At 65.1% G+C, this 20,713-nt stretch carries 17 protein-coding genes, 1 other RNA gene and 1 pseudogene; 16 read left to right on the forward strand and 3 right to left on the reverse strand.

Translation table 11 applies throughout. The features are described 5' to 3' along the window. Positions 1-364, reverse strand: an RNA gene (gene rnpB / locus QZ213_RS08215) — RNase P RNA component class A; the annotation flags it as partial. Between the two features lie 149 nt (positions 365-513). Here rnpB and QZ213_RS08220 point away from each other — a divergent pair. Together QZ213_RS08220 and QZ213_RS08225 are read left to right on the forward strand one after the other, a co-directional pair. Next, the gene (locus QZ213_RS08220; RefSeq protein ID WP_291685567.1) at positions 514-864 is read left to right on the forward strand and encodes a YciI family protein; all 351 of its coding nucleotides are present in this window, start codon (positions 514-516) and stop codon (positions 862-864) included. A gap of 73 nt (positions 865-937) precedes the next feature. Next, positions 938-2,179: an RNA polymerase sigma factor gene (locus tag QZ213_RS08225; RefSeq protein ID WP_291685568.1), complete on the forward strand. Its 1,242-nt coding sequence runs from the start codon at positions 938-940 to the stop codon at positions 2,177-2,179. A gap of 120 nt (positions 2,180-2,299) precedes the next feature. Here QZ213_RS08225 and QZ213_RS08230 read toward each other — a convergent pair whose 3' ends face one another. Beyond that, on the reverse strand, positions 2,300-3,082 hold the full coding sequence (locus QZ213_RS08230) for an N-acetylmuramoyl-L-alanine amidase (protein WP_291685569.1): 783 nt from the start codon (positions 3,080-3,082) through the stop codon (positions 2,300-2,302). Positions 3,083-3,632: 550 nt separating this feature from the next. Between QZ213_RS08230 and rsmH the strand changes: the two genes are divergently transcribed. From rsmH to QZ213_RS08290, 12 genes are all read left to right on the forward strand, one after another. Continuing rightward, positions 3,633-4,628, forward strand: coding sequence for a 16S rRNA (cytosine(1402)-N(4))-methyltransferase RsmH (gene rsmH, locus QZ213_RS08235; protein WP_291685570.1), 996 nt, complete (start codon positions 3,633-3,635; stop codon positions 4,626-4,628). A 2-nt stretch (positions 4,629-4,630) separates the two neighbouring features. Next, entirely contained in the window at positions 4,631-5,023 is a 393-nt protein-coding gene (locus QZ213_RS08240; protein ID WP_291685571.1) for a hypothetical protein, read from the forward strand. Continuing rightward, positions 5,020-6,768 (forward strand): penicillin-binding protein 2, encoded by a 1,749-nt coding sequence (locus tag QZ213_RS08245; protein WP_291685572.1) that lies wholly within the window; start codon positions 5,020-5,022, stop codon positions 6,766-6,768. The genes QZ213_RS08240 and QZ213_RS08245 overlap by 4 nt, the downstream gene beginning before the upstream one ends. A gap of 32 nt (positions 6,769-6,800) precedes the next feature. Continuing rightward, positions 6,801-8,261, forward strand: coding sequence for a UDP-N-acetylmuramoyl-L-alanyl-D-glutamate--2,6-diaminopimelate ligase (locus tag QZ213_RS08250; RefSeq protein ID WP_291685573.1), 1,461 nt, complete (start codon positions 6,801-6,803; stop codon positions 8,259-8,261). Continuing rightward, a complete protein-coding gene (locus tag QZ213_RS08255) occupies positions 8,258-9,697 on the forward strand; it encodes a UDP-N-acetylmuramoylalanyl-D-glutamyl-2,6-diaminopimelate--D-alanyl-D-alanine ligase (protein WP_291685574.1) in 1,440 nt (479 codons plus the stop codon). The genes QZ213_RS08250 and QZ213_RS08255 overlap by 4 nt, the downstream gene beginning before the upstream one ends. 9 nt (positions 9,698-9,706) lie before the next feature. Next, complete coding sequence (gene mraY / locus QZ213_RS08260; RefSeq protein ID WP_291685575.1) at positions 9,707-10,813, forward strand: phospho-N-acetylmuramoyl-pentapeptide-transferase; 1,107 nt, start codon at positions 9,707-9,709, stop codon at positions 10,811-10,813. A gap of 109 nt (positions 10,814-10,922) precedes the next feature. Then, complete coding sequence (murD, locus tag QZ213_RS08265; RefSeq protein WP_291685576.1) at positions 10,923-12,323, forward strand: UDP-N-acetylmuramoyl-L-alanine--D-glutamate ligase; 1,401 nt, start codon at positions 10,923-10,925, stop codon at positions 12,321-12,323. Between the two features lie 157 nt (positions 12,324-12,480). Then, complete coding sequence (ftsW, locus tag QZ213_RS08270; protein WP_291685577.1) at positions 12,481-13,638, forward strand: putative lipid II flippase FtsW; 1,158 nt, start codon at positions 12,481-12,483, stop codon at positions 13,636-13,638. A gap of 132 nt (positions 13,639-13,770) precedes the next feature. After that, on the forward strand, positions 13,771-14,871 hold the full coding sequence (murG, locus tag QZ213_RS08275) for an undecaprenyldiphospho-muramoylpentapeptide beta-N-acetylglucosaminyltransferase (protein ID WP_291685578.1): 1,101 nt from the start codon (positions 13,771-13,773) through the stop codon (positions 14,869-14,871). Between the two features lie 78 nt (positions 14,872-14,949). Continuing rightward, positions 14,950-16,353 (forward strand): UDP-N-acetylmuramate--L-alanine ligase, encoded by a 1,404-nt coding sequence (gene murC, locus QZ213_RS08280; protein ID WP_291685579.1) that lies wholly within the window; start codon positions 14,950-14,952, stop codon positions 16,351-16,353. Between the two features lie 2 nt (positions 16,354-16,355). Continuing rightward, positions 16,356-17,279, forward strand: a complete 924-nt coding sequence (murB, locus tag QZ213_RS08285) for a UDP-N-acetylmuramate dehydrogenase (protein ID WP_291685580.1) — start codon at positions 16,356-16,358, stop codon at positions 17,277-17,279. Then, complete coding sequence (locus QZ213_RS08290; protein WP_291685581.1) at positions 17,279-18,268, forward strand: ATP-grasp domain-containing protein; 990 nt, start codon at positions 17,279-17,281, stop codon at positions 18,266-18,268. The genes murB and QZ213_RS08290 overlap by 1 nt, the downstream gene beginning before the upstream one ends. Positions 18,269-18,318: 50 nt before the next feature. Here the strand turns inward: QZ213_RS08290 and QZ213_RS08295 are convergent, their stop codons facing one another. Continuing rightward, a complete protein-coding gene (locus QZ213_RS08295; protein WP_291685582.1) occupies positions 18,319-19,344 on the reverse strand; it encodes a hypothetical protein in 1,026 nt (341 codons plus the stop codon). Positions 19,345-19,415: 71 nt separating this feature from the next. Between QZ213_RS08295 and QZ213_RS08300 the strand changes: the two are divergent. Together QZ213_RS08300 and QZ213_RS08305 are read left to right on the forward strand one after the other, a co-directional pair. Further along, a pseudogene (locus tag QZ213_RS08300) lies at positions 19,416-19,787 on the forward strand (D-alanine--D-alanine ligase); the annotation flags it as partial. Continuing rightward, positions 19,745-20,713 (forward strand): cell division protein FtsQ/DivIB (locus QZ213_RS08305; protein ID WP_291685583.1); only part of this gene is annotated, 969 nt, incomplete at its 3' end. The pseudogene QZ213_RS08300 and the gene QZ213_RS08305, both read left to right, overlap by 43 nt.

A 20,713-nucleotide genomic window follows, 5' to 3' on the forward strand; every position in this document is an offset into this window, starting at 1 on the left:
GGCCATTCCTCTGGGACAACGTTTGCACGTTGCCTCGAGCAACCTACCCGGACGGCGAGCCTGACATCGCCCTGCGGTGTTATCGCCTTGCAGCGAACGTCCCGCCTTGCCGTCCCTATTCGGTTTTGCTCCCGGTGTGGTTTGCCATGCCGGTTCCGTTGCCGGACCCGCGGTGCGCTCTTACCGCACCTTTTCACCCTTGCCCTCCGAAGCCCGAAGGCGAAGGAGGGCGGTTCGTTCTCTGTGGCACTGTCCCTGGGGTCACCCCCGCCGGATGTTATCCGGCACCGTATGTCGATGGAGCCCGGACTTTCCTCTCCCGCAGCCTTTCGGCCGTAGCAGGAGCGGCCGTCCGGCCGACTGACGCCGTTGTGATGGGGGCTGGGGGCGGCCGCGTCAAGCCGATAACGCCGGCCAGGGCTTCCAAAAATAAATTATCCTGAAGATGTCGTCTTGCGATTTCGCCGTTCGACTGGATGTCGGCGATCAACGCCGGTCAAAGGGAGTAAGGAAATGCAGTATTTGCTGATGATCTACCAGAACGAAGCCGAGTACGGCAAAATCGACGCCGCGACGAGCAAGAAGATGCTGGAGGAATATGGCGCCTTCACGCAGGGCATTATCCAGAGCGGCAACTTCAAGGCCGGCGACCGGCTGCAGCCGACAACGACCGCGACCACGGTGCGGGTCCGCGACGGCAAGACCCTGACCACCGACGGCCCGTTCGCGGAAACCCGCGAGCAACTCGGCGGCTATTATCTGGTCGAGGCCAAGGATCTCGACGCCGCGCTCGCCATCGCCGCGAAGATTCCCGGCGCCCGGTTTGGCTCGATCGAGGTCAGGCCGATCTGGGTTTATAATTGACGACCTCTCCTGTCGTCATTCCGGGCTGGTCCTACGGACGCCCCGGAATGACGGCGACTAAAAGTGCAACCGCATGACCCCTGCCGACATCGAAAAAATATTCCGCGACGAGGCGGGCCGCGTGGTGGCCACGCTGATCCGCCTCGTCGGCGATTTCGATCTCGCCGAGGACGCGCTGCAGGATGCATTTGCGGTGGCGCTGCAGCGCTGGCCCGATGCGGAGCCGCCGTCCAATCCGCGGGCATGGCTGGTCAATGTCGGGCGCAACAAGGCGATCGACAGGGTCCGCCGGCAAGTCGCATTTCGCGGCAAGCAAAGCGAACTGATGCACGAATTGCTGCTGAACGCGTCCCCCTCCGACGAGGCCACTGACGCCGCGCTCGACGACGACATGCTGCGGCTGATCTTCACCTGCTGCCATCCGGCTTTCGCCGCCGAAGTTCAGGTGGCGCTGACGCTGCGCACGGTGTGCGGGCTGACCACGGCCCAGGTCGCGCGCGCCTTTCTGCTTGGCGAGGACGCCATGGCGCAGCGCCTGGTCCGCGCCAAGCAGAAGATCCGGCTCGCCGGCATTCCCTACGAAGTGCCGGAGCGCGACGCGCTGGAGCCGCGGCTGCGCGGCGTGCTCGCGGTGATCTATCTCGTCTTCACCGAAGGCTACGTGGCAACATCAGGCGAGGATCTGATGCGGCCGGATCTCGCGCGCGAAGCGATCCGGCTATGTCGGTTGCTCGACGCGCTGATGCCGCGGCGGGGCGAGATCAAGGGTTTACTGGCGTTGATGCTGCTGCACGATGCGCGCCGCGCCGGCCGCCAGACCGCCGGCGGCGATATCGTGCTCCTGGAAGAACAGGATCGCGCGCTGTGGGACCGTTGCCAGATCGCCGAAGGTTTGCGGCTGGTGGAAGAGGCGCTGCGGCTGCCTGGCCGCCCCGAGGGTTATGCGGTGCAGGCGGCAATTGCCGCGTTGCATGCGCGGGCGCCCAACTACAAGGACACCGACTGGCCGCAGATCGCCGGCCTCTATGAAGTGCTGTTGCGCATCAGCCCGTCGCCGGTGATCGAACTCAATCACGCCGCGGCGATTTCGATGGTGGACGGGCCTGCGCGCGCGCTCGACCTGATCGATGCGCTGGAGGCCCGCGGCGGGCTTAGGGGATACGAACTGATGCCGGCGGTCCGCGCCGATCTGTTGCGCCGGCTCGGCCGTCGCGACGCCGCGCGCGAGGCGTATCTTCAGGCCTCAGCCGCGACACAGCTCGAGCCGCTGCGGCGGCTGTATGCGCGGCGATTGAAGGAGCTGGATGGCGAGTAAGCGACGCTCGCGGTTATCCCTCGTCATTGCGAGCGGAAGCGAAGCAATCCATATCGCCGCGACGCAAGAAGCTGGATTGCTTCGTCGCTTCGCGCCTCGCAATGACGGCGGGACGAATTGCTACTTCGCCGCGACCGCCGTGGCTTCGATCGGAAGGCTCGCCAGCAGCGCCTGCAAGGTGGTCAGCGTCGAATGATCGGCGATGCCGTCGACGCGGGCGGGACGGAAATGGCGCTGGAAGGCGGTAACCACTTCCATGGTGGCGGCGTCGTATTTGCCGTTGATCGGAAGGCCGTAGCCGTATCTCGCCAACGCCTGCTGCAGGTCGCGGACATCGTCGCTGATGGTGCCGAGCTTGAGCGGCTCGCCGCGCACGATCGGCGCCGGCTGCACCCAGTGGCCGACGCCCGAATTGGCCAGCGAATGCCACGGAAACTTCTCGCCGGGATCCTTCTTGCGGGAGGGCGCGACGTCGGAATGGCCGAGCACGCGATGCGACGGCACCTGGCGACGGAGCATGATGCCGCGGCACAGCGCGATCACGGCGGCGGTCTGGCGTAACGGAAAGTCCGGATAGCCCCAGTCATGGCCGCGGTTGACGATCTCGATGCCGATCGAACAGGAATTGATGTCCTCTTCGCCCGCCCAGGAGGCGACGCCGGCGTGCCAGGCGCGCCTGGCTTCCGGAACACACTGCACGATGCGGCCGTCCTCCAGGACGATGTAATGAGCGGAAACGTCGGTTCCCGCCGTGCACAGCCGGGCGATCGCGCCTTCCACGTCCGGCATGCCGGTGTAGTGCAGCAGGATCATGTCGGGCAGGCGGCCCTTGTGGCGGTCGCCGTAATTCGCCGACGGGATGACGTCGGAGGCGATCGAGGAATCCGGGGTGAATGTCTTCATGTTCGCACTGGCCGCTGGAATCGGGAGGGCGCGTTGACGCTTCGAATCAATACCATCGGATGCGAACGAACCAATCGACATAGGACAACTCAAAGCGGGCGGGAGAACGGCAATGGTGAAGTACCCGTTTACTATTCCTTTACGATACCGTCGGCGCAACGCGAGAGCCGCCCGAAGCGTCTCATTTCGGGTATGGTGTGTGCGGGACGCATCACCGCCGGGAAGCCCCGATCACGATGCCCTGACGTAGGTATTTCTAACAGTCCCTTCAACGCTTTCTTAACGCTACCTGCCCTTACTAAGTGGTGAAGAGCCGAGCCGGTTTTGGTGGACGGCCGAGGCCCCATTTGACGCTCGAAACCCCATGGCAGCCCTTAAAATTCCATCGGGAAATCAGGGGTTGCGATCTGGGCCACGCGGGATCGGCAATCGTGCGCCGGCGTGGCTTTTCGGGGCGACAAACCGGGCTGAGCGGAGAGATTTGAGGCGCAATGGGCCCGTTGGCGTCCAGTTCCCGCAATTTTGCCCGGACCGCGCCCGGAGCCGACGCATGAATCCGGCTGACCCGCGTCATATTCCCGTCCTTGGCCGTCAGGCGATCGAGATGCTGGGGCCCCGCGCCGGCGGCGTCTACGTCGATGCGACCTTCGGGGCCGGCGGCTACAGCCGCGCGATCCTCGATGTGGCGGGAACCCGGGTCATCGGCATCGACCGTGACCGGTCGGCGATCACCGGCGGATTCGACCTCGTCGATCGGTCGGGGGGCCGGCTGACGCTGGTCGAGGACCGCTTTTCCAATCTCATCGAGGTTTGCGCAGGGCAGGGGATTTCGGCGGTCGACGGCGTCGTGATGGATGTCGGGGTTTCCTCGATGCAACTCGACCAGGCCGAGCGCGGCTTCTCGTTTCGCCTGGGCGGACCGCTCGACATGCGGATGGGGCATGACGGCCCGACGGCGGCGGATGTGGTCGCCAAGGCGTCCGAGGCCGATCTCGCCAACATCATCTACATTTTCGGTGAAGAGCGTCATTCGCGGGCCGTCGCCCGCGCCATTGTCGCCGCGCGCAAGGAAGCGCCTGTTACCACCACCCGCGCGCTGGCCGATCTCGTTTCCAAAGTGGTGCGGTCGAAGCCGGGCGAAATCCACCCGGCGACACGGACGTTTCAGGGCCTGCGGATCTTCGTCAACCAGGAACTCGACGAACTGCATCTGGCGCTGTCGGCGGCGGAGCGGATGCTGAAGCCCGGCGGCCGGCTGGTGGTGGTGTCCTTTCATTCGCTGGAAGACCGCATCGTCAAGAATTTCCTGGTCGAGCGCGCCAAGGCCGGCGGCGGATCGCGGCATTTGCCGGAACTCGCGCACGCCGCGCCGAGTTTTGTCATCCTGACCAAGCGTCCGGTCACTCCCGATGAAGCCGAGATTTCGGCCAACCCGCGCGCACGCTCGGCAAAGCTGCGCGCGGCCGAGCGCACCGACGCGCCCGTGCACGAAGCTGCCGCCTTGCCGGCATGGCCCACCCTCGACGACGTGATGAGGGGAGGCTGATCATGCGGATCATCCATGTCCTCGTCATAGCCGCCTTGGTGTTCGCCGCCGCTTACGTCTATCGCATCAAGATGGATTCCACGTCGCGGGTCGAGCGGGTGCTTCGGCTGCACGCCGAAATCCGTGAACAGCGCGATGCCATCGCGGCGCTGCACTCCGAATGGGCCAAGCTCGACGCGCCGCTGCGGCTGCAGGGCCTCGCCGATCGGCATCTGCCGCTGAGGCCGGTCAATGCCAACCAGTATGATTCGCTGAAGAACCTGCCCGAGCGGCCGTCGAACCTGGTCAGGCCCGGCGATCCCGATCCGATCGGCGCGATGCTCCAAACCATCGACGCCGCCACCGACGCTTCCTCGGTGACGGGTTCGCTTCCGGCGCCGGAGGACCGGCGATGATCGATTCCCCGCGTGCAAGGGTCAAACCCGCCGAACCGTGGCGGCAGCGGCTGATCCGCAGCCTGCTGTACGGGCGCAACGTCGACCGATCGGCGAAAGCCCGCGCCCGCGTCGGATTCGCGATCGTCGCCTTTGCGGCGATCTACGGCATCATCGGCGGACGGCTGATCATGTTCGCCACCATCGGCGACAGCCATGGCGCGCGCCGCACCGCGGCGCAGGACGCCATCGCCACCGCGCGGCCCGATATCGTCGACCGCAACGGCGCGATCCTCGCCACCGACGTCAAGGCGCCGAGCCTGTTCGCCGAGCCGCGCCGCATCATCGACAAGGACGAAGCCATCGAACTTCTGACCGCGACCTTGCCGGATCTCGACACCGGCGAAGTGCGCGACCGGCTGACGTCCAAGAAAGGCTTCGTCTGGCTGAAGCGCGAAATCACGCCGCAGCAGCAGCAGGAGATTCACCGCCTCGGCGTTCCCGGCATCGGCTTTTTGCGCGAGAACAAGCGCGTCTATCCCACCGGCAACGAAGTCGCGCATCTGATCGGCCTGGTCAACATCGACAACCAGGGCATCGCCGGCATGGAGAAGTGGCTCGACACCAACGGGCTTGCCGATCTGCACCGCGCCGGCTTCGCCACCGACCGGCTGCAGCGGCCGGTGGAATTGTCGGTCGATCTGCGAGTCGAGCACGCGCTGCGCGATGAGCTGCTCAAAGCCAAGGAAAAATACCACGCCAAGGCCGCTTCCGGCCTCGTCTCCAACGTCAAGACCGGCGAGATCGTGGCGATGGTGTCGGTGCCGGATTTCGATCCCAACAATCCGAGGGAGGCGCACGATCCCGATCGCATCAACCGCTTGACGACGGGTGTTTACGAGTTGGGATCGACCTTCAAGGCCTTCACGCTGGCGATGGCGCTGGATTCCGGCAAATACGATCTCAACTCGCTGTGGGACGCGCGCGGCCCGCTGCACTACGGCAAGTTCACGATTCATGACGACGAGCCGAAGGGCCGCTTCCTCAACATGAGAGAGGTCTTCACCTTCTCCTCCAACGTCGGCGCGGCGCGGATCGCGCTGTCGCAGGGCGTCGAGGCTCACAAGGCGTTCCTGCGCAAGATGGGACAAATGGAGCGGCTGCGCACCGAATTGCCGGAGAGCGCTTCCCCGATCCTGCCGAAGCACTGGTCCGAACTCAACACGGTGACGATCGCCTTCGGGCACGGCATCGCGGTGGCGCCGCTGCAGGCGGTGATGGGTATCGACGCGCTGGTGAACGGCGGTTACCTGATTCCGCCGACTTTCCTGAAGCGCACCGAGCAGGAAGCCCTGGCAATGGCCAGGCGGGTGATCAAGCCCGAGACCTCCGAGAAGATGCGATACCTGATGCGGCTGAATGCCGAAATCGGCACCGCCAGGAAAGCCGACGTCAAGGGTTATTACATCGGCGGCAAGACGGGTACGGCCGAAAAGGTCGTCAACGGCCGCTACGCCAAGAAGCGCGTGCTCACCGCTTTCACCGCGATCCTGCCGGCCGACAATCCCCGCTACCAGCTTCTGGTCATGCTGGACGAGCCGCAGTCGCTGAAGGAAACCTATGGTTTCATCACCTCCGGCTGGAACGCGGTGCCGACCGGCGGCAAGGTGATCGAGCGTATTGCACCGCTTCTGGGCATCGAGCCGCGTTTCGATTTGCCGCCGTCCGACCGCCTTATTCTTGCGGCATCGAGGACAAACCAGTAAGGCGTAGGACGCGCCGGACGGACTGGAAGATCATGAGACTTCGCGACCTGTTCAGCGATGACGCTACCATCGACCCGCGGGCCGAAGCCGCCGAGGTTACAGGCCTTGCCGTGGACAGCCGCGCGGTGAAGCCCGGCGACCTGTTCTTCGCGCTCGCCGGCGCCAGGACCGACGGTGCACGCTTCGTCGACCAGGCGATTGCCTCCGGCGCTGTGGCTTTGGCGGGCGATCATCCGCCGCAAGACGCGCCTCGCGTCCCCTTTGTCGTCACGCCCAATCCGCGCCGCGCGCTGGCGCTGGCGGCGGCGAAATTCTTCTCCAGGCAGCCGGCAACGATCGCGGCGGTCACCGGCACCAGCGGCAAGACCTCGGTCGCCGCCTTCACGCGGCAAATCTGGCAGCGGCTCGGTCATGAATCCGCCAGCATCGGAACCATCGGCCTGGTATCGCCGAAGCGCACCATCTACGGTTCGTTGACGACGCCGGATCCGATCGCGCTGCACCGCCAGCTCGACGAGATCGCGCGCGACGGCGTCACCCATCTGGCGCTGGAGGCCTCGTCGCACGGGCTCGACCAGTACCGGCTGGACGGCGTGCGGATCGCCGCCGGCGGTTTTACCAATCTGTCGCGCGACCACATGGATTATCACCCTGATGTCGCGCATTACCTTGCCGCCAAGCTGCGGCTGTTCCGCGATCTCGTCGCCGCCAACGGTGCCGCGGTGATCTCGGCCGATCATGATTGTTCGCAGGCCGTGATCGACGCGGCGCGCGCGAAAAAATTGCGGATCGTCGCGGTCGGCCGCAACGGCGACGGCGCGGGCGAGGGCATCCGGCTGGTCGAGGCTGATGTCGACGGTTTTGCGCAAAACCTCACGCTCGAACATCGCGGGAAAAAGCATTCCGTCCGGCTGCCGCTGGTCGGCGAATTCCAGATCGAGAACGCGCTGGTCTCGGCCGGCCTTGCGATCGGCACCGGCAGCGAACCCAGCGCCGTCTTTGCCGAACTCGAACTGCTCGAGGGTGCAAAGGGCCGGCTGGAGCGGGTCGCCGAGCGCAACGGCGCGCCGATCTTCGTCGACTACGCCCACAAGCCGGATGCGCTGGCGAAGGCGCTGCAGGCGCTGCGGCCTTACGCCAAGCGCAAGCTCGTCGTGGTGTTCGGCGCCGGCGGCGACCGCGATGCCGGCAAGCGTCCGCTGATGGGCGCGATCGCGTCAGAGAATGCCGACACCGTCATCGTCACCGACGACAATCCGCGCAGCGAGAATCCGGAAAGCATTCGTGCGGCGATCCTGAGCGCGGCGAAGGGCGCGAAAGAAATCGGCGACCGCGCCGAGGCGATCCGCACCGCGATTTCAGCGCTGCAGCCAGGCGATGCGCTGTTGATCGCCGGCAAGGGTCACGAGACGGGTCAGATCGTCGGCGAACGCACGCTGCCGTTCAGCGATCATGACGCGGTGGCCGCAGCCCTCGCCCCGAGGGTCGCATGAGCGCGGCGCCGCTATGGACTTCAGAGGCGATGACGCAGGCGATGCTCGCCTCGATCAACGGCGCGTTGCCGAAGGCCGTGTCGGGTCTTTCCATCGACAGCCGCAGCATCGCGCCGGGCGAGGCTTATTTCGCCATCAAGGGCGACGTGCATGACGGGCACGATTTTGTCATGGCCGCCTTGAAGGCGGGCGCTGCGCTCGCGGTGGTCGAGGCCGCCCAGCGCGGCAAATTCCCCGATGATGCGCCGCTGTTGGTGGTTGGCGACGTGCTCGCCGGCCTGCGCGATCTTGCCCGCGCCGCGCGCGCCCGTCTTGCCGGGCAGGTGATTGCGGTCACCGGATCCGTCGGCAAGACATCGACCAAGGAGGCGCTGCGCTGCGTGCTGTCAGCACAAGGCGAAACTCACGCCTCGGCCGCGTCGTTCAACAATCACTGGGGCGTGCCGCTGTCGCTGGCGCGCTGCCCGGCCAATGTGCGTTTTGCGATCTTCGAGATCGGCATGAATCACCCGGGCGAAATCGAGCCGCTGGTCAAGATGGTGCGGCCGCAGATTGCCATCATCACCACGGTGGAACCGGTGCACCTGGAGTTCTTCGCCGGCATCGAGGCGATCGCCGACGCGAAGGCGGAAATCTTCGACGGCGTCGAACCCGGCGGCGCCGTCGTGCTCAACCGCGACAATTCGCAATTCGCAAGGCTGCAGGCGCGCGCCACGGAGCTCGGCATCTCGCGCATCGTCTCGTTCGGCTCGGGTGAAAAATCCGACGCGCGGCTGCTCGACGTGGCGCTGCATGAGACCTGTTCGGCGGTGCACGCCGATATTCTCGGCCATGAGGTCACCTACAAGCTCGGCATGCCCGGCCGGCACATGGCGATGAACTCGCTGGCGGTGCTGGCGGCAAGCTCGCTCGCCGGCGCGGATCTGGCGCTCGCCGCGCTGTCGCTGTCGCAGCTCGAGCCGCCGGCGGGCCGGGGCGTGCGCCGCAGGCTGGAACTCGCGCGCGGCGAGGCGACGCTGATCGACGAAAGCTATAACGCCAATCCGGCGTCGATGGCGGCGGCGCTGAACGTGCTGGGCCAGGCCGTGGTGGGTCCGCATGGCCGTCGCATCGCGGTGCTCGGCGATATGCTCGAACTCGGCCCCACCGGCCCGGCGCTGCATGGCGGTCTCAATGAAGCGATCAAGGCCAACCAGATCGATCTGGTTTATTGTTGTGGGCCGTTGATGCGCAACTTGTGGGACGCGCTTTCCACGGGTAAACGGGGCGGCTATGCCGATAGCTCAGCCGGTCTCGAAGCGCAACTGACGGATGCGATTCGCTCCGGCGACGCGATCATGGTCAAGGGGTCGCTCGGCTCGAAGATGAAAACGATTGTGAATGCGCTCGAGAAGCGCTTTCCCGGAAAGACCGCGCTCGACGAAGCCGCGGTATAGGGCGAATGAATGTTTTACTGGCTGATTGATCTTTCCAACACCGTTCCCGGCATGGCGATGTTCCGGACGTTCCTGAACGTGTTCCGCTACATCACCTTTCGCACCGGCGGCGCGATGGTGACCGGCGCGTTGTTCGTCTTCCTGTTCGGTCCCTGGATCATCGACCATTTGCGGATTCGCCAGGGCAAGGGCCAACCGATTCGCACCGACGGCCCGCAATCGCATCTCCTCACCAAGAAGGGCACGCCGACCATGGGCGGGCTGATGATCCTGTCCGGCCTGGTGGTCTCGACGCTACTGTGGGCCAATCCGCTCAACCCCTACGTCTGGATCGTGCTGGCGGTGACGCTCGGTTTCGGCTTCGTCGGCTTCTACGACGATTACCTGAAGGTGACGCAGCAGTCCCACGGCGGGTTTTCCGGAAAATTCCGGCTGGCGATCGAGGCGGTGATCGCGCTCGCGGCGTGCTACGCGTTGGTCCGGCTCGGGCGCGACCCGTTCTCGACCGCGCTGGTGCTGCCGTTCTTCAAGGACATCGCGCTGCACTTCGGCTGGTTCTTCGTGATCTTCGGCGCGTTCATCATTGTCGGCGCCGGCAACGCGGTCAACCTGACCGACGGCCTCGACGGTCTCGCCATCGTGCCGGTCATGATCGCGGCCGCGAGCTTCGGCCTGATCGCCTATCTCGCCGGCAACGCGGTGTTCGCGGATTACCTGCAGATCAACTACGTCGCCGGCACCGGCGAACTCGCGGTGCTGTGCGGCGCGGTGCTCGGTGCTGGCCTGGGATTCCTGTGGTTCAACGCGCCGCCAGCGTCGATCTTCATGGGCGATACCGGCTCGCTTGCGCTCGGCGGCATGCTCGGTTCGATCGCGGTCGCGGTCAAACACGAGATCGTGCTGGCGGTGATCGGCGGATTGTTCGTGCTGGAAGCGGTCTCGGTGATCGTGCAGGTGGTGTCGTTCAAGCTCACCGGCAAGCGCGTGTTCAGGATGGCGCCGATCCATCACCATTTCGAACAGCTCGGCTGGACCGAGCCGCAAATCGTGATCCGGTTCTGGATCATTTCGGTGATGCTGGCGCTCGCCGGCCTCTCCACGCTGAAACTGCGGTGAGCGTGTTGCATACCCTCCGTCGTCATTCCGGAGGCCGCGAAGCGTCAATCCGGAATCTCGAGATTCCGGGTTCGTGCTTCGCACGCCCCGGAATGACAGGGACAAAATCATGATCCCCGTCACCTCCTTCGCGGGCAAGACCGTTGCGGTGTTCGGCCTTGGCGGCTCGGGCCTGGCGAGCTGTCTCGCCCTGAAGTCGGGCGGCGCCGAAGTGATCGCCGGTGACGACAATGCCGACAACGTCGCCAAGGCAGTCCAGGCCGGATTCATCACCGCGGATTTGCGCAACGTATCGTGGGCGAATTTCGCAGCGCTGGTGCTGACACCGGGCGCGCCGCTCACCCACCCGGCGCCGCACTGGACCGTGCTGGCGGCGCAACAGGCCGGCGTCGAGGTGATCGGCGATATCGAATTGTTCTGCCGGGAACGGCGCCGTCATGCCCCGGATGCACCGTTCGTCGCCATCACCGGCACCAACGGCAAGTCGACCACGACGGCGCTGATTGCGCATCTGATGCGTGTCGCCGGTTACGATACGCAGATGGGCGGCAATATCGGCACCGCGATCCTGTCGCTGGAGCCGCCGCGCACGGGACGGGTGCACGTCATCGAGATGTCGTCCTACCAGATCGATCTGGCGCCCTCGCTCGATCCATCCGTCGGCATCCTGCTCAATGTCAGCGAAGACCATATCGATCGACACGGCACGCTGGAACATTACGCCGCGGTGAAGGAGCGCCTGGTCGCGGGCGTGCAGAAACAGGGCACCGCGATCGTCGGCGTCGATGACGGCTTTAGCCGCAACACGGCCGACCGCATCGAGCAGGCCGGCCAGCGCGTGGTGCGGGTCTCCGTGAAGAATCCGCTGCCCGACGGCGTCTATGTCGAGCGTGAGATCATCTGGCGCGCCGCCGGCGGCGCGCGCAGCGAGATCGCGCGGATCGGCGGCATCGGCTCGCTGCGTGGCCTGCACAACGCGCAGAATGCGGCCTGTGCCGCGGCCTGTGCGCTCGCGCTCGGCCTCTCCACCGAGACCCTGCAGAGCGGCCTGCGCAGCTTTCCCGGCCTCGCGCACCGCATGGAGCAGGTCGGCCGCCGCGGCAATGTGCTGTTCGTCAACGATTCCAAGGGCACCAATGCGGACGCCGCGGCGCATGCGCTGTCGTCCTTTGCCGACATTTTCTGGATCGCCGGCGGCAAGCCGAAGGTCGGCGGCATCACCGGCCTGACCGAATATTTTCCGCGCATCCGCAAGGCCTATCTGATCGGAGAGGCGGCGCAGGAATTTGCGGGCACGCTCGGCAAGAGCGTGCCGCACGAGATTTCGGAAACGCTCGAGGTCGCCGTGGCCAACGCCGCGCGCGATGCCGAGGCCTCCGGGCTCACCGATCCCGTGGTGCTGCTGTCGCCGGCCTGCGCCTCGTTCGACCAGTACCGCAATTTCGAAATTCGCGGCACCAAGTTCCGCGACCTCGTCACCGCGCTGTCCGGCGTCAAGCCGGTAGTGTGAACTCATCGCCGTCATCGTCAGACAGCCGCCTTCGCGGGTATGACGACCTTTTATGGATCGACTTCGCGCCAATCCCAAAAGATAGCGAATCCATTAACCGCTTGGAAACCAACCTGGGCGACCAATGGGCAAACCCTTTTGCCGCCAGGGAATGCCCATGATCTCCCGTGAAGAACGCAACCCCCTGAGCGAATGGTGGTGGACGGTCGATCGCCTGCAGCTCGGGGCGATCATCGCGCTGATCCTGGGCGGCATCATTCTGTCGCTGGCGGCGAGCCCGCCGGTGGCGACCCGGATCGGGCTCGATCCCTTCCACTTCTTCAACCGCCATGTTCTGTTTCTGCTGCCGTCCTTCATCGTGATGATCGGCGTGTCGTTCCTGTCGCCGCGGCAGATCCGCCGCGCCGCGCTGATCGTGTTCGTGATCTCGATCGCGCTGATCGTGGCGACGCTGCTGATCGGGCCGGAGGTCAAGGGTTCGCGGCGCTGGATCACCCTGATCGGCGTCAACATCCAGGCTTCCGAATCCGCCAAGCCCGCCTTCGTGGTGCTGGCGGCGTGGCTGTTTGCGGAATCGGCGCGGCGGCCGGAGATGCCCGCGACCTCGATGGCGCTGGTGCTGCTGATGACGCTGATTTCGCTCCTGGTGATGGAACCCGATTTCGGCCAGACCATGCTGATTCTGCTGGTATGGGGCGCGCTGTTCTTCATCGCGGGCATGCGGATGATCTGGGTGCTGGGGCTAGGCGGCGCGGCCAGCGCCGGGCTGTTCGCGGCCTATCTGCTGGTGCCGCACGTCGCGGGCCGCATCAAGCGTTTCATGAATCCGGCGTCGGGCGACACCTTCCAGGTCGATACCGCGATGGAAGCCTTCTACAATGGCGGCTGGTTCGGGCTTGGCCCCGGCGAAGGCATCGCCAAGCGCAGCCTGCCGGACAGCCACACCGATTTCGTGTTCGCGGTGGCGGCGGAGGAGTTCGGCATCACTCTTTGTCTCGCGCTGCTGGCGTTGTTCGCCTTCATCGTGATCCGCGCGCTGTCGCGCGCCTATGCGACCGAGGATATGTTCGCGCGGTTCGCAGCCTCCGGCCTCGCGATCCTGTTCGGCGTGCAGGCTGCGATCAACATGTCGGTCAATCTGCAGCTGATCCCGGCCAAGGGCATGACGCTGCCGTTCATCTCCTATGGCGGCTCGTCGATGGTCTCGTTGGCCTACGGCGTCGGCATGATGCTGGCGCTGACCAGGCAACGGCCGCGCACCGAGATGGAATCGATCGGCGACGCCAACGCCAACGCGGTCAGCAGTTACGCGTAGGGCTCAGGTTCTGATTGAATCAGAACCCGGCCCTACCTTCTTGTTCTGACGCGTTTTCTTAACGCGAACCGGTATCCACTTCGCTTGAAAACGCTCTAATGACTAACGCCGCGCCGTCGGCTATCTGAGGTCATGGACACTTCCCCCCTCATCCTGCTGGCCGCGGGCGGCACCGGCGGCCATCTGTTTCCCGCCGAGGCGCTCGGCGTGGAACTGATCAGGCGCGGCTTGCGCGTGCGGCTCGCGACCGATTCCCGCGCGCTGCGCTATAGCGGTTTGTTTTCAAAGGACACGATCGACGTAGTGCCGAGCGAGACCGTGCGCAGCCGCACGCCTTGGTCGCTGGCCTATACCGGAGCCATGCTCATCGCCGGCACCGCCGTTTCGCTCAATCTGATGCGACGGTTGAGACCTAAGGCCGTGGTCGGCTTCGGCGGTTATCCGACGCTGCCGCCGCTGTTGGCGGCAAAGCTGTTCGGCGTGCCCGGCATCATTCACGACGCCAACGCCGTGCTCGGCCGCGCCAACCGTTTTCTCGCTCGCCACGTCAGTGCGATCGCGACCTCGCTGCCCGGCGTGCTCGATCGCGATCCGGCGCTGGCAAGCAAGACCACCACGGTCGGCACGCCGATGCGGCCGGCGATCCTGGCGGCGGCCGGGGTGAATTATGTCGCGCCCGAACCGGCGGGGCCGTTTCGGCTGCTCGTGGTCGGCGGCAGCCAGGGCGCGCGCGTGATGGCCGATATCGTGCCATCAGCCGTCGAGCGGCTGGAGCCGGCGCTGTGGAACCGGCTGGTCCTCACCCAGCAGGTGCGCGAAGAGGACATGGCAAGGGTGCGCGCGGTCTATGACCGGCTCGAGATCAACGCCGAACTGGCGCCGTTCTTCAGCGATCTCCCGGCGCGGCTGGCGTCCAATCATCTGGTGGTGTCGCGGTCCGGCGCCGGGACCGTGGCCGAGCTCGCCGCGATCGGCCGGCCGTCGATCCTGGTGCCGCTGCCCGGCTCGATCGACCAGGACCAGTTCGCCAATGCCGGCGTGCTGGCACAGGCGGGCGGCGGCTTGCGGATCCCGCAGGCCGATTTCACTCCCGACCGGCTGGCGGCGGAAATCTCCGCACTCGCCGCCGAGCCCGCACGGCTGGCCGCGATGGCAGCCAGCGCCCGCACCGTCGGCCGGCTGGACGCTGCCGAGCGGCTGGCCGATCTGGTGATGAAAGTCGCCGGAATCTAGGCAATCGCCGGCAAAATTGCCCTTGTCATGCGCCGCGAAAGCGGGGCATCCAGTACTCCCAATGTCAGGAATTACCTCATGAGACTGCCGCGCGAGATCGGACCCATCCACTTCGTCGGGATCGGCGGGATCGGCATGAGCGGCATCGCCGAAGTGCTGTGCAATCTCGGCTACACCGTGCAGGGCTCCGACGCATCCGAGGGCGCCAATGTCGGCCGGCTGCGCGACAAGGGCATTAAGATTACCGTCGGCCACAAGGCCGAGAACGTCGCCGGCGCCGATGTGCTGGTCGTGTCGACCGCGATCAAGCGCGACAATCCCGAGCTGATGGCGGCGCGCGCCCAGCGCATTCCGGTGGTGCGCCGCGCCGAAATGCTGGCCGAGCTGATGCGGCTCAAAAGCTGCGTCGCCATCGCCGGCACCCACGGCAAGACCACCACGACCTCGATGGTCGCAGCCCTGCTCGATGCCGGCGATCTCGATCCGACCGTGATCAACGGCGGCATCATCAATGCCTACGGCACCAATGCGCGGCTGGGGGCCGGCGACTGGATGGTGGTGGAGGCCGACGAGAGCGACGGCACATTCTTGAAACTGCCGGCCGATGTCGCCATCGTCACCAATGTCGACCCCGAGCATCTCGATCATTTCAAGACCTTCGAGGCCGTGCAGGACGCGTTCCGCCATTTCGTCGAGAACGTGCCGTTCTACGGTTTTGCCGTGATGTGCATCGACCATCCCGTGGTGCAGAGCATCGTCGGCAATATCGAGGATCGCCGCATCATCACCTATGGCGAAAATCCGCAGGCCGACGCGCGGCTGGTCGATCTCACCCCGATGGGCGGAGGCTCCAGTTTCAGGGTCGCATTCCGCGACCGCAAGACCGATATCGCGCATGAGATCGCCGATCTGCATCTGCCGATGCCGGGCCGGCACAACGCGCTCAACGCCACGGCGGCGATCGCGGTGGCCCATGAACTGGGGCTCGCGGACGATGTCATCCGCAAGGCGATCGCCGGCTTTGGCGGCGTGAAGCGGCGCTTCACCAAGACCGGCGAGTGGAACGGCGTCACCGTCATCGACGACTACGGTCATCATCCCGTCGAGATCGCCGCGGTGCTGAGGGCGGCGCGAGAATCCACCAACGGCAAGATCATCGCCGTGGTGCAGCCGCACCGCTTCACCCGGCTGCAATCGCTGTTCGAGGAATTTTGCACCTGCTTCAACGACGCCGACACGGTGGTCGTCGCCGAGGTTTATCCGGCGGGCGAAGCGCCAATTCCCGGGATCGACCGCGATCATTTCGTGCTGGGCCTGCGCGCGCACGGCCATCGCGAGGTGATCCCGTTGCCAAATTCCGCCGCGCTCGCCGGCGTCGTTCACGGCATCGCCAGCCGCGGCGACCTCGTCGTCTGCCTCGGCGCCGGCAACATCACGCAATGGGCCTACGCGCTGCCGGGCGAATTGAAGGCGCTGGGGTAGAGGTGGCTTTCCCCGACATCACGCCCGACCTCAAGGCCGCGATGCCGCAGTTGCGCGGGCGGCTGCTGGCGAACCAGTCGCTCGCGGAGCTGACCTGGTTTCGGGTCGGCGGCCCGGCGCAGCTGCTGTTCACACCGATCGATGAAGACGATCTCGCCTATTTCCTCAAGCATCTGCCGGGCGAATTGCCGGTCACGGTCGTCGGCGTCGGCTCCAATTTGATCGTGCGCGACGGTGGCCTGCCGGGCGTGGTGATCCGCTTGTCGCCGCGCGGTTTCGGCGACGCCAGCGCCGCTGGTGACATCGTCAGCGCCGGCGCCGCCGCGCTCGACAAGCGCGTCGCCGAGACCGCGGCGGCGGCCAACATCGGCGGGCTGGAATTCTTCTTCGGCATCCCCGGCACCGTCGGCGGCGCGCTGCGCATGAATGCCGGCGCCAACGGCGCGGAGACCAGGGACGTCCTGATCGAGGCGTCAGGCGTCAGCCGCGACGGCGAGAAGCACACCCTTACCAACGCGCAGATGAAATTCGTCTACCGCGGCAGCGGCGTCGACCCTTCGATCATCTTCACCTCTGCGCGCTTTCGCGGGGCCATCGCCGCACCGGAGGCGATCCGCGCGCGGATGAGCGAGGTGCAGGCCCACCGCGAGACCGCGCAACCGATCCGCGAAAAGACCGGCGGCTCGACCTTCCAGAACCCGCCCGGCCAGAGCGCCTGGAAGCTGATCGATGCCGCGGGCTGCCGCGGCCTGCGCGTCGGCGGCGCGCAGGTGTCGGAAATGCACTGCAATTTCCTGATCAATACCGGCAACGCGACCGGTCACGACATCGAAACCCTGGGCGAGACCGTCCGCGCCCGGGTGAAGGAAAAGTCCGGAATTGAGCTACACTGGGAAATCAAGCGGATCGGAATCGAGCGAGACTGATGCGGATCACCATTCTTTTCGGCGGCACGAATAAAGAGCGCCTGGTGTCGGTGGCGTCAGCCCAGGCGCTGCATTCGGCCTTGCCCGACGCCGATCTGTGGTTCTGGGATGCCGACGACACCGTACATGAAACCTCCTCCGAGGTGCTGCTGAGGCATTCGCGGCCGTTCGAGCATCCGTTCAGGCCCGGCACGCCCAGCCTCGGCAGGATCGAACCGGCGCTTGACCGGGCGAGGGCAGAGGACCGCCTGCTGGTGCTCGGCCTGCACGGCGGCACCGCGGAGAATGGCGAACTTCAGGTTATGTGCGAGCTGCGCGGAATTCCCTTTACCGGTTCCGGCTCGGCGTCGTCGCATCTCGCCTTCGACAAGGTCGCCGCCAAGCGGTTTGCCGCGATCGCCGGGGTCAAGGCGCCGGCCGGTATTGCGCTGGAGGATCTGGACGCGGCGTTTGCCGAGTACGGCAGGCTGATTGCAAAGCCGACCCGTGACGGCTCCAGCTATGGGCTGATCTTTGTCAACGCGAAGCAGGATCTCGTCGCCGTCCGCCGCGCGGCCAAGAGCGAAGAATATGTCATCGAACCCTTCATCGCAGGGCAGGAAGCGACGTGCGGCGTGCTGGAGCAACTCGATGGCACGCTGATCGCACTTCCGCCGGTGGAGATCATACCGGCGGAGGGCGCGTTCGACTACGAGGCCAAATATATCGCCAAGGCGACGCAGGAAATCTGTCCCGCCCGGTTCGCCCCCGACGTGAACGCGCAGATCATGGATCTTGCCCTGCGCGCGCACAACGCACTGTCATGCGGCGGCTATTCGCGGACCGATTTCATCGTCTCGGACAAGGGGCCGATCTATCTCGAAACCAACACTTTGCCGGGCCTGACCAAGGCCTCGCTGTTTCCGAAGGCGCTCAAGGCCCAGGGAATCGAATTCGCCGATTTTCTGCGCGGCCAGATCGCGTTGGCGGAAAAGCGCGCGCAAAAATAGGTCAGGACCCCTAAGGGATCCTGCGCGGTCAGCCGGACGGTTCGATTCGGTTATTCAGGGCTCAACGCACGCGCGACAATTTCAATTTCGCCGACGATGTTCCGATTCAAATCCTTGATGCGCGGGGCCGGGACGGCATAGTCGGGCCCCGACTGCCCGTCCACGAGTCCGAGGAAATTCGGACTGCGCACACTGAGCCGCACGAGAGCGGCGGCACCGCTGCCTTCCATTAGGTGTCGCGCCGCGTCATCATCGGGTGGCTCGTAAAGCAGATTAACCGCGAGGGCGGAGTCATCCGTGGGCGGCAGCGCGCGATAGCCGGTCGTCTCGATCCACGCCAGGTCTTCTGCGCTGACGGCACGATAGATCGGCAGGCAACCAAATCCGCCGCGACGCTTATGGAGATCGGCGAGCCACCAGTCGTTCTGCCATTCCTCGTATCCGAACAGCGTGCCTTGCATGCGCTCGAAATCTTCGTTCCATTTGGACTTCGCAGCCGCACCCCAGATGAGCTTTGATGCCGGGATTCGCCATTCCTCACCTTTGCGGGTGTAGTAAGCAGTGCGTTGGCCCTCAAAAACCTGACCATCCTTCCGGCGGTACGGCCGCTCGAACGGCTCGACGACCACTTCCTTGTGGAGAAGGCCTTGCGCCACGTAACGATCGAACTTCTCTTCGTCAAAATGCCGATCCGGCGGATAGGCTTCGCTGAAGCGGGCCAACTGCTTCCTGCCTTCAAGCAAGAGCGGCAATTCATAGCCGTTATGGACCAAATAGGGGACGAGGCGTATCGAGTGCCATGATTCCAGACGGGCCTCGCGCCCCTCCGGATCGAAGGCGATGCCAAAGCGCTCCGTGATTGCAGAGAGTTCGGCCGCGTCGAGGGTGTATGAGCCTTCAAGCTCCGGATCGTCGCCAGCATTAATGTCGAGCAGGGCGCGAAGGTCTTCGAGTTCGGTAACGAGGAAAAGGGCCTCAAGCACCGGACTGCCGTGATCGGGATCAAGGGCCTGGAGGATAAAGCGGCGCGGTCCCGTGCTCTTGGAAACAGCCGATTCGATGGCCGCATTTTTCATGCAATCCCCGTGAGGCCCGAAATCCGCCGAGTGCTGCTCATCCGTAGATATCTCCCTCGCCGCCGACAAGGGACGCACCTAACGGCATCGAAATTGTTCCATTAGTAAAATTTTAACAATTTCCGCCAAACTACTCAGAAAGCTGGCCAAAAACTGTCCTGCCCAGACCTATTTTACCATTTGTTAACCAGGAAGTCCGAAGGTTAACGCTGGCGGCGCATGTGGCGCTTGGCTGCCGGGGCGTGAGCTGTTGCGGATGTTCCGCTTTCTGCGACCGCATCGAGGGAACAAATGGCCTCTTCTGCCTTGAGGCCTGAACCCCAAAAGCCCGGCTGACCGAGACGTCATTTGTGCCAGAACTCGCAAGCGTTTGCGGGCATAACTTTGACGAGCTCGTGCAATGGATGGTGCAGGACGCCTCGCTCGATCGCAGAGATCGCTGAGGCCCCAAACTGACCTGAAGGCCGCCGCCATCGGCGCGGTCATATTGCTGCGCGAGTGGCTGACCCGCGATCGCTCCGTCACCAAACCCTCGATCGAGCGCGGGCCGCCGCACCGGCTGATCGCCGCTGTCGAGCGCTACGTGCCGAACCGCGCCGGCGCCACCTTGACCGTGCTGCTGCTGCTCGGCAGCGCCGCCTTCGGTATCGTCAAGGGCGGTCACCTCGAGGAACTGACCTCGGCGATGAGCGACACCCGCAACGCGATCGCCAATTCGGCGGGATTTCGCATCACCACGGTCGCCATCAACGGCCGCAAGCAACTGACCCAGGACGAAGTGCTCGCGACCGGCGGCGTCAACGGCCGCTCCTCGCTGTTGTTCCTCGACGCCGCCGCGGTGCGCGACAGGCTGAAAGCCAATCCCTGGATCGCCGACGCCACCGTGCTGAAGCTTTATCCCGGCCAGCTCCAGATCGACATCGTCGAGCGCTCGGCCTTCGCGCTGTGGCAGCGCGATGGCCGGGTTTCGGTGATATCGGATGACGGCGCGGTGCTGGAGCCCTATCTGTCGCGCGGCTTCCTCTCGCTGCCGCTGGTGGTCGGCAAGGGCGCCGAGACCCATGCCAAGGATTTCCTGGCGCTGCTGGCGCGCTATCCGCAGGTGAACTCGGTGACCAAGGCCGCGATTTTCGTCGGCGAGCGGCGCTGGAACCTGCGGCTCAAGGACGGTCTCGATATCAGGCTGCCGGAAAACGATGTCGGCAACGCGCTGGCGAGCCTGAGCAAGCTCGACAAGGAAGACCGGCTGTTCTCGCGCGATATCGTTGCCGTCGACATGCGGCTGCCGGATCGCCTGACGGTGCAGCTGTCCGATGATGCGGCCAAGGCCCGCGAAGAAGTGTTGAAGAAGCAGCAGCCGAAGAAGAAA

This window comes from Bradyrhizobium sp., from assembly GCF_017881085.1.
Lineage (GTDB): Bacteria > Pseudomonadota > Alphaproteobacteria > Rhizobiales > Xanthobacteraceae > Bradyrhizobium.

Coding starts and splice junctions, on each gene's coding strand:
- QZ213_RS08295 (WP_291685582.1), bottom strand. CDS start 19,344: ATGAAAAATGCGGCCATCGAATCGGCTGTTTCCAAGAGCACGGGACCG.
- murG (WP_291685578.1), top strand. CDS start 13,771: ATGGACACTTCCCCCCTCATCCTGCTGGCCGCGGGCGGCACCGGCGGC.
- QZ213_RS08225 (WP_291685568.1), top strand. CDS start 938: ATGACCCCTGCCGACATCGAAAAAATATTCCGCGACGAGGCGGGCCGC.
- mraY (WP_291685575.1), top strand. CDS start 9,707: ATGTTTTACTGGCTGATTGATCTTTCCAACACCGTTCCCGGCATGGCG.
- ftsW (WP_291685577.1), top strand. CDS start 12,481: ATGATCTCCCGTGAAGAACGCAACCCCCTGAGCGAATGGTGGTGGACG.
- QZ213_RS08290 (WP_291685581.1), top strand. CDS start 17,279: ATGCGGATCACCATTCTTTTCGGCGGCACGAATAAAGAGCGCCTGGTG.
- murC (WP_291685579.1), top strand. CDS start 14,950: ATGAGACTGCCGCGCGAGATCGGACCCATCCACTTCGTCGGGATCGGC.
- QZ213_RS08230 (WP_291685569.1), bottom strand. CDS start 3,082: ATGAAGACATTCACCCCGGATTCCTCGATCGCCTCCGACGTCATCCCG.
- QZ213_RS08220 (WP_291685567.1), top strand. CDS start 514: ATGCAGTATTTGCTGATGATCTACCAGAACGAAGCCGAGTACGGCAAA.
- rsmH (WP_291685570.1), top strand. CDS start 3,633: ATGAATCCGGCTGACCCGCGTCATATTCCCGTCCTTGGCCGTCAGGCG.
- murD (WP_291685576.1), top strand. CDS start 10,923: ATGATCCCCGTCACCTCCTTCGCGGGCAAGACCGTTGCGGTGTTCGGC.
- QZ213_RS08255 (WP_291685574.1), top strand. CDS start 8,258: ATGAGCGCGGCGCCGCTATGGACTTCAGAGGCGATGACGCAGGCGATG.
- QZ213_RS08250 (WP_291685573.1), top strand. CDS start 6,801: ATGAGACTTCGCGACCTGTTCAGCGATGACGCTACCATCGACCCGCGG.
- QZ213_RS08245 (WP_291685572.1), top strand. CDS start 5,020: ATGATCGATTCCCCGCGTGCAAGGGTCAAACCCGCCGAACCGTGGCGG.
- QZ213_RS08240 (WP_291685571.1), top strand. CDS start 4,631: ATGCGGATCATCCATGTCCTCGTCATAGCCGCCTTGGTGTTCGCCGCC.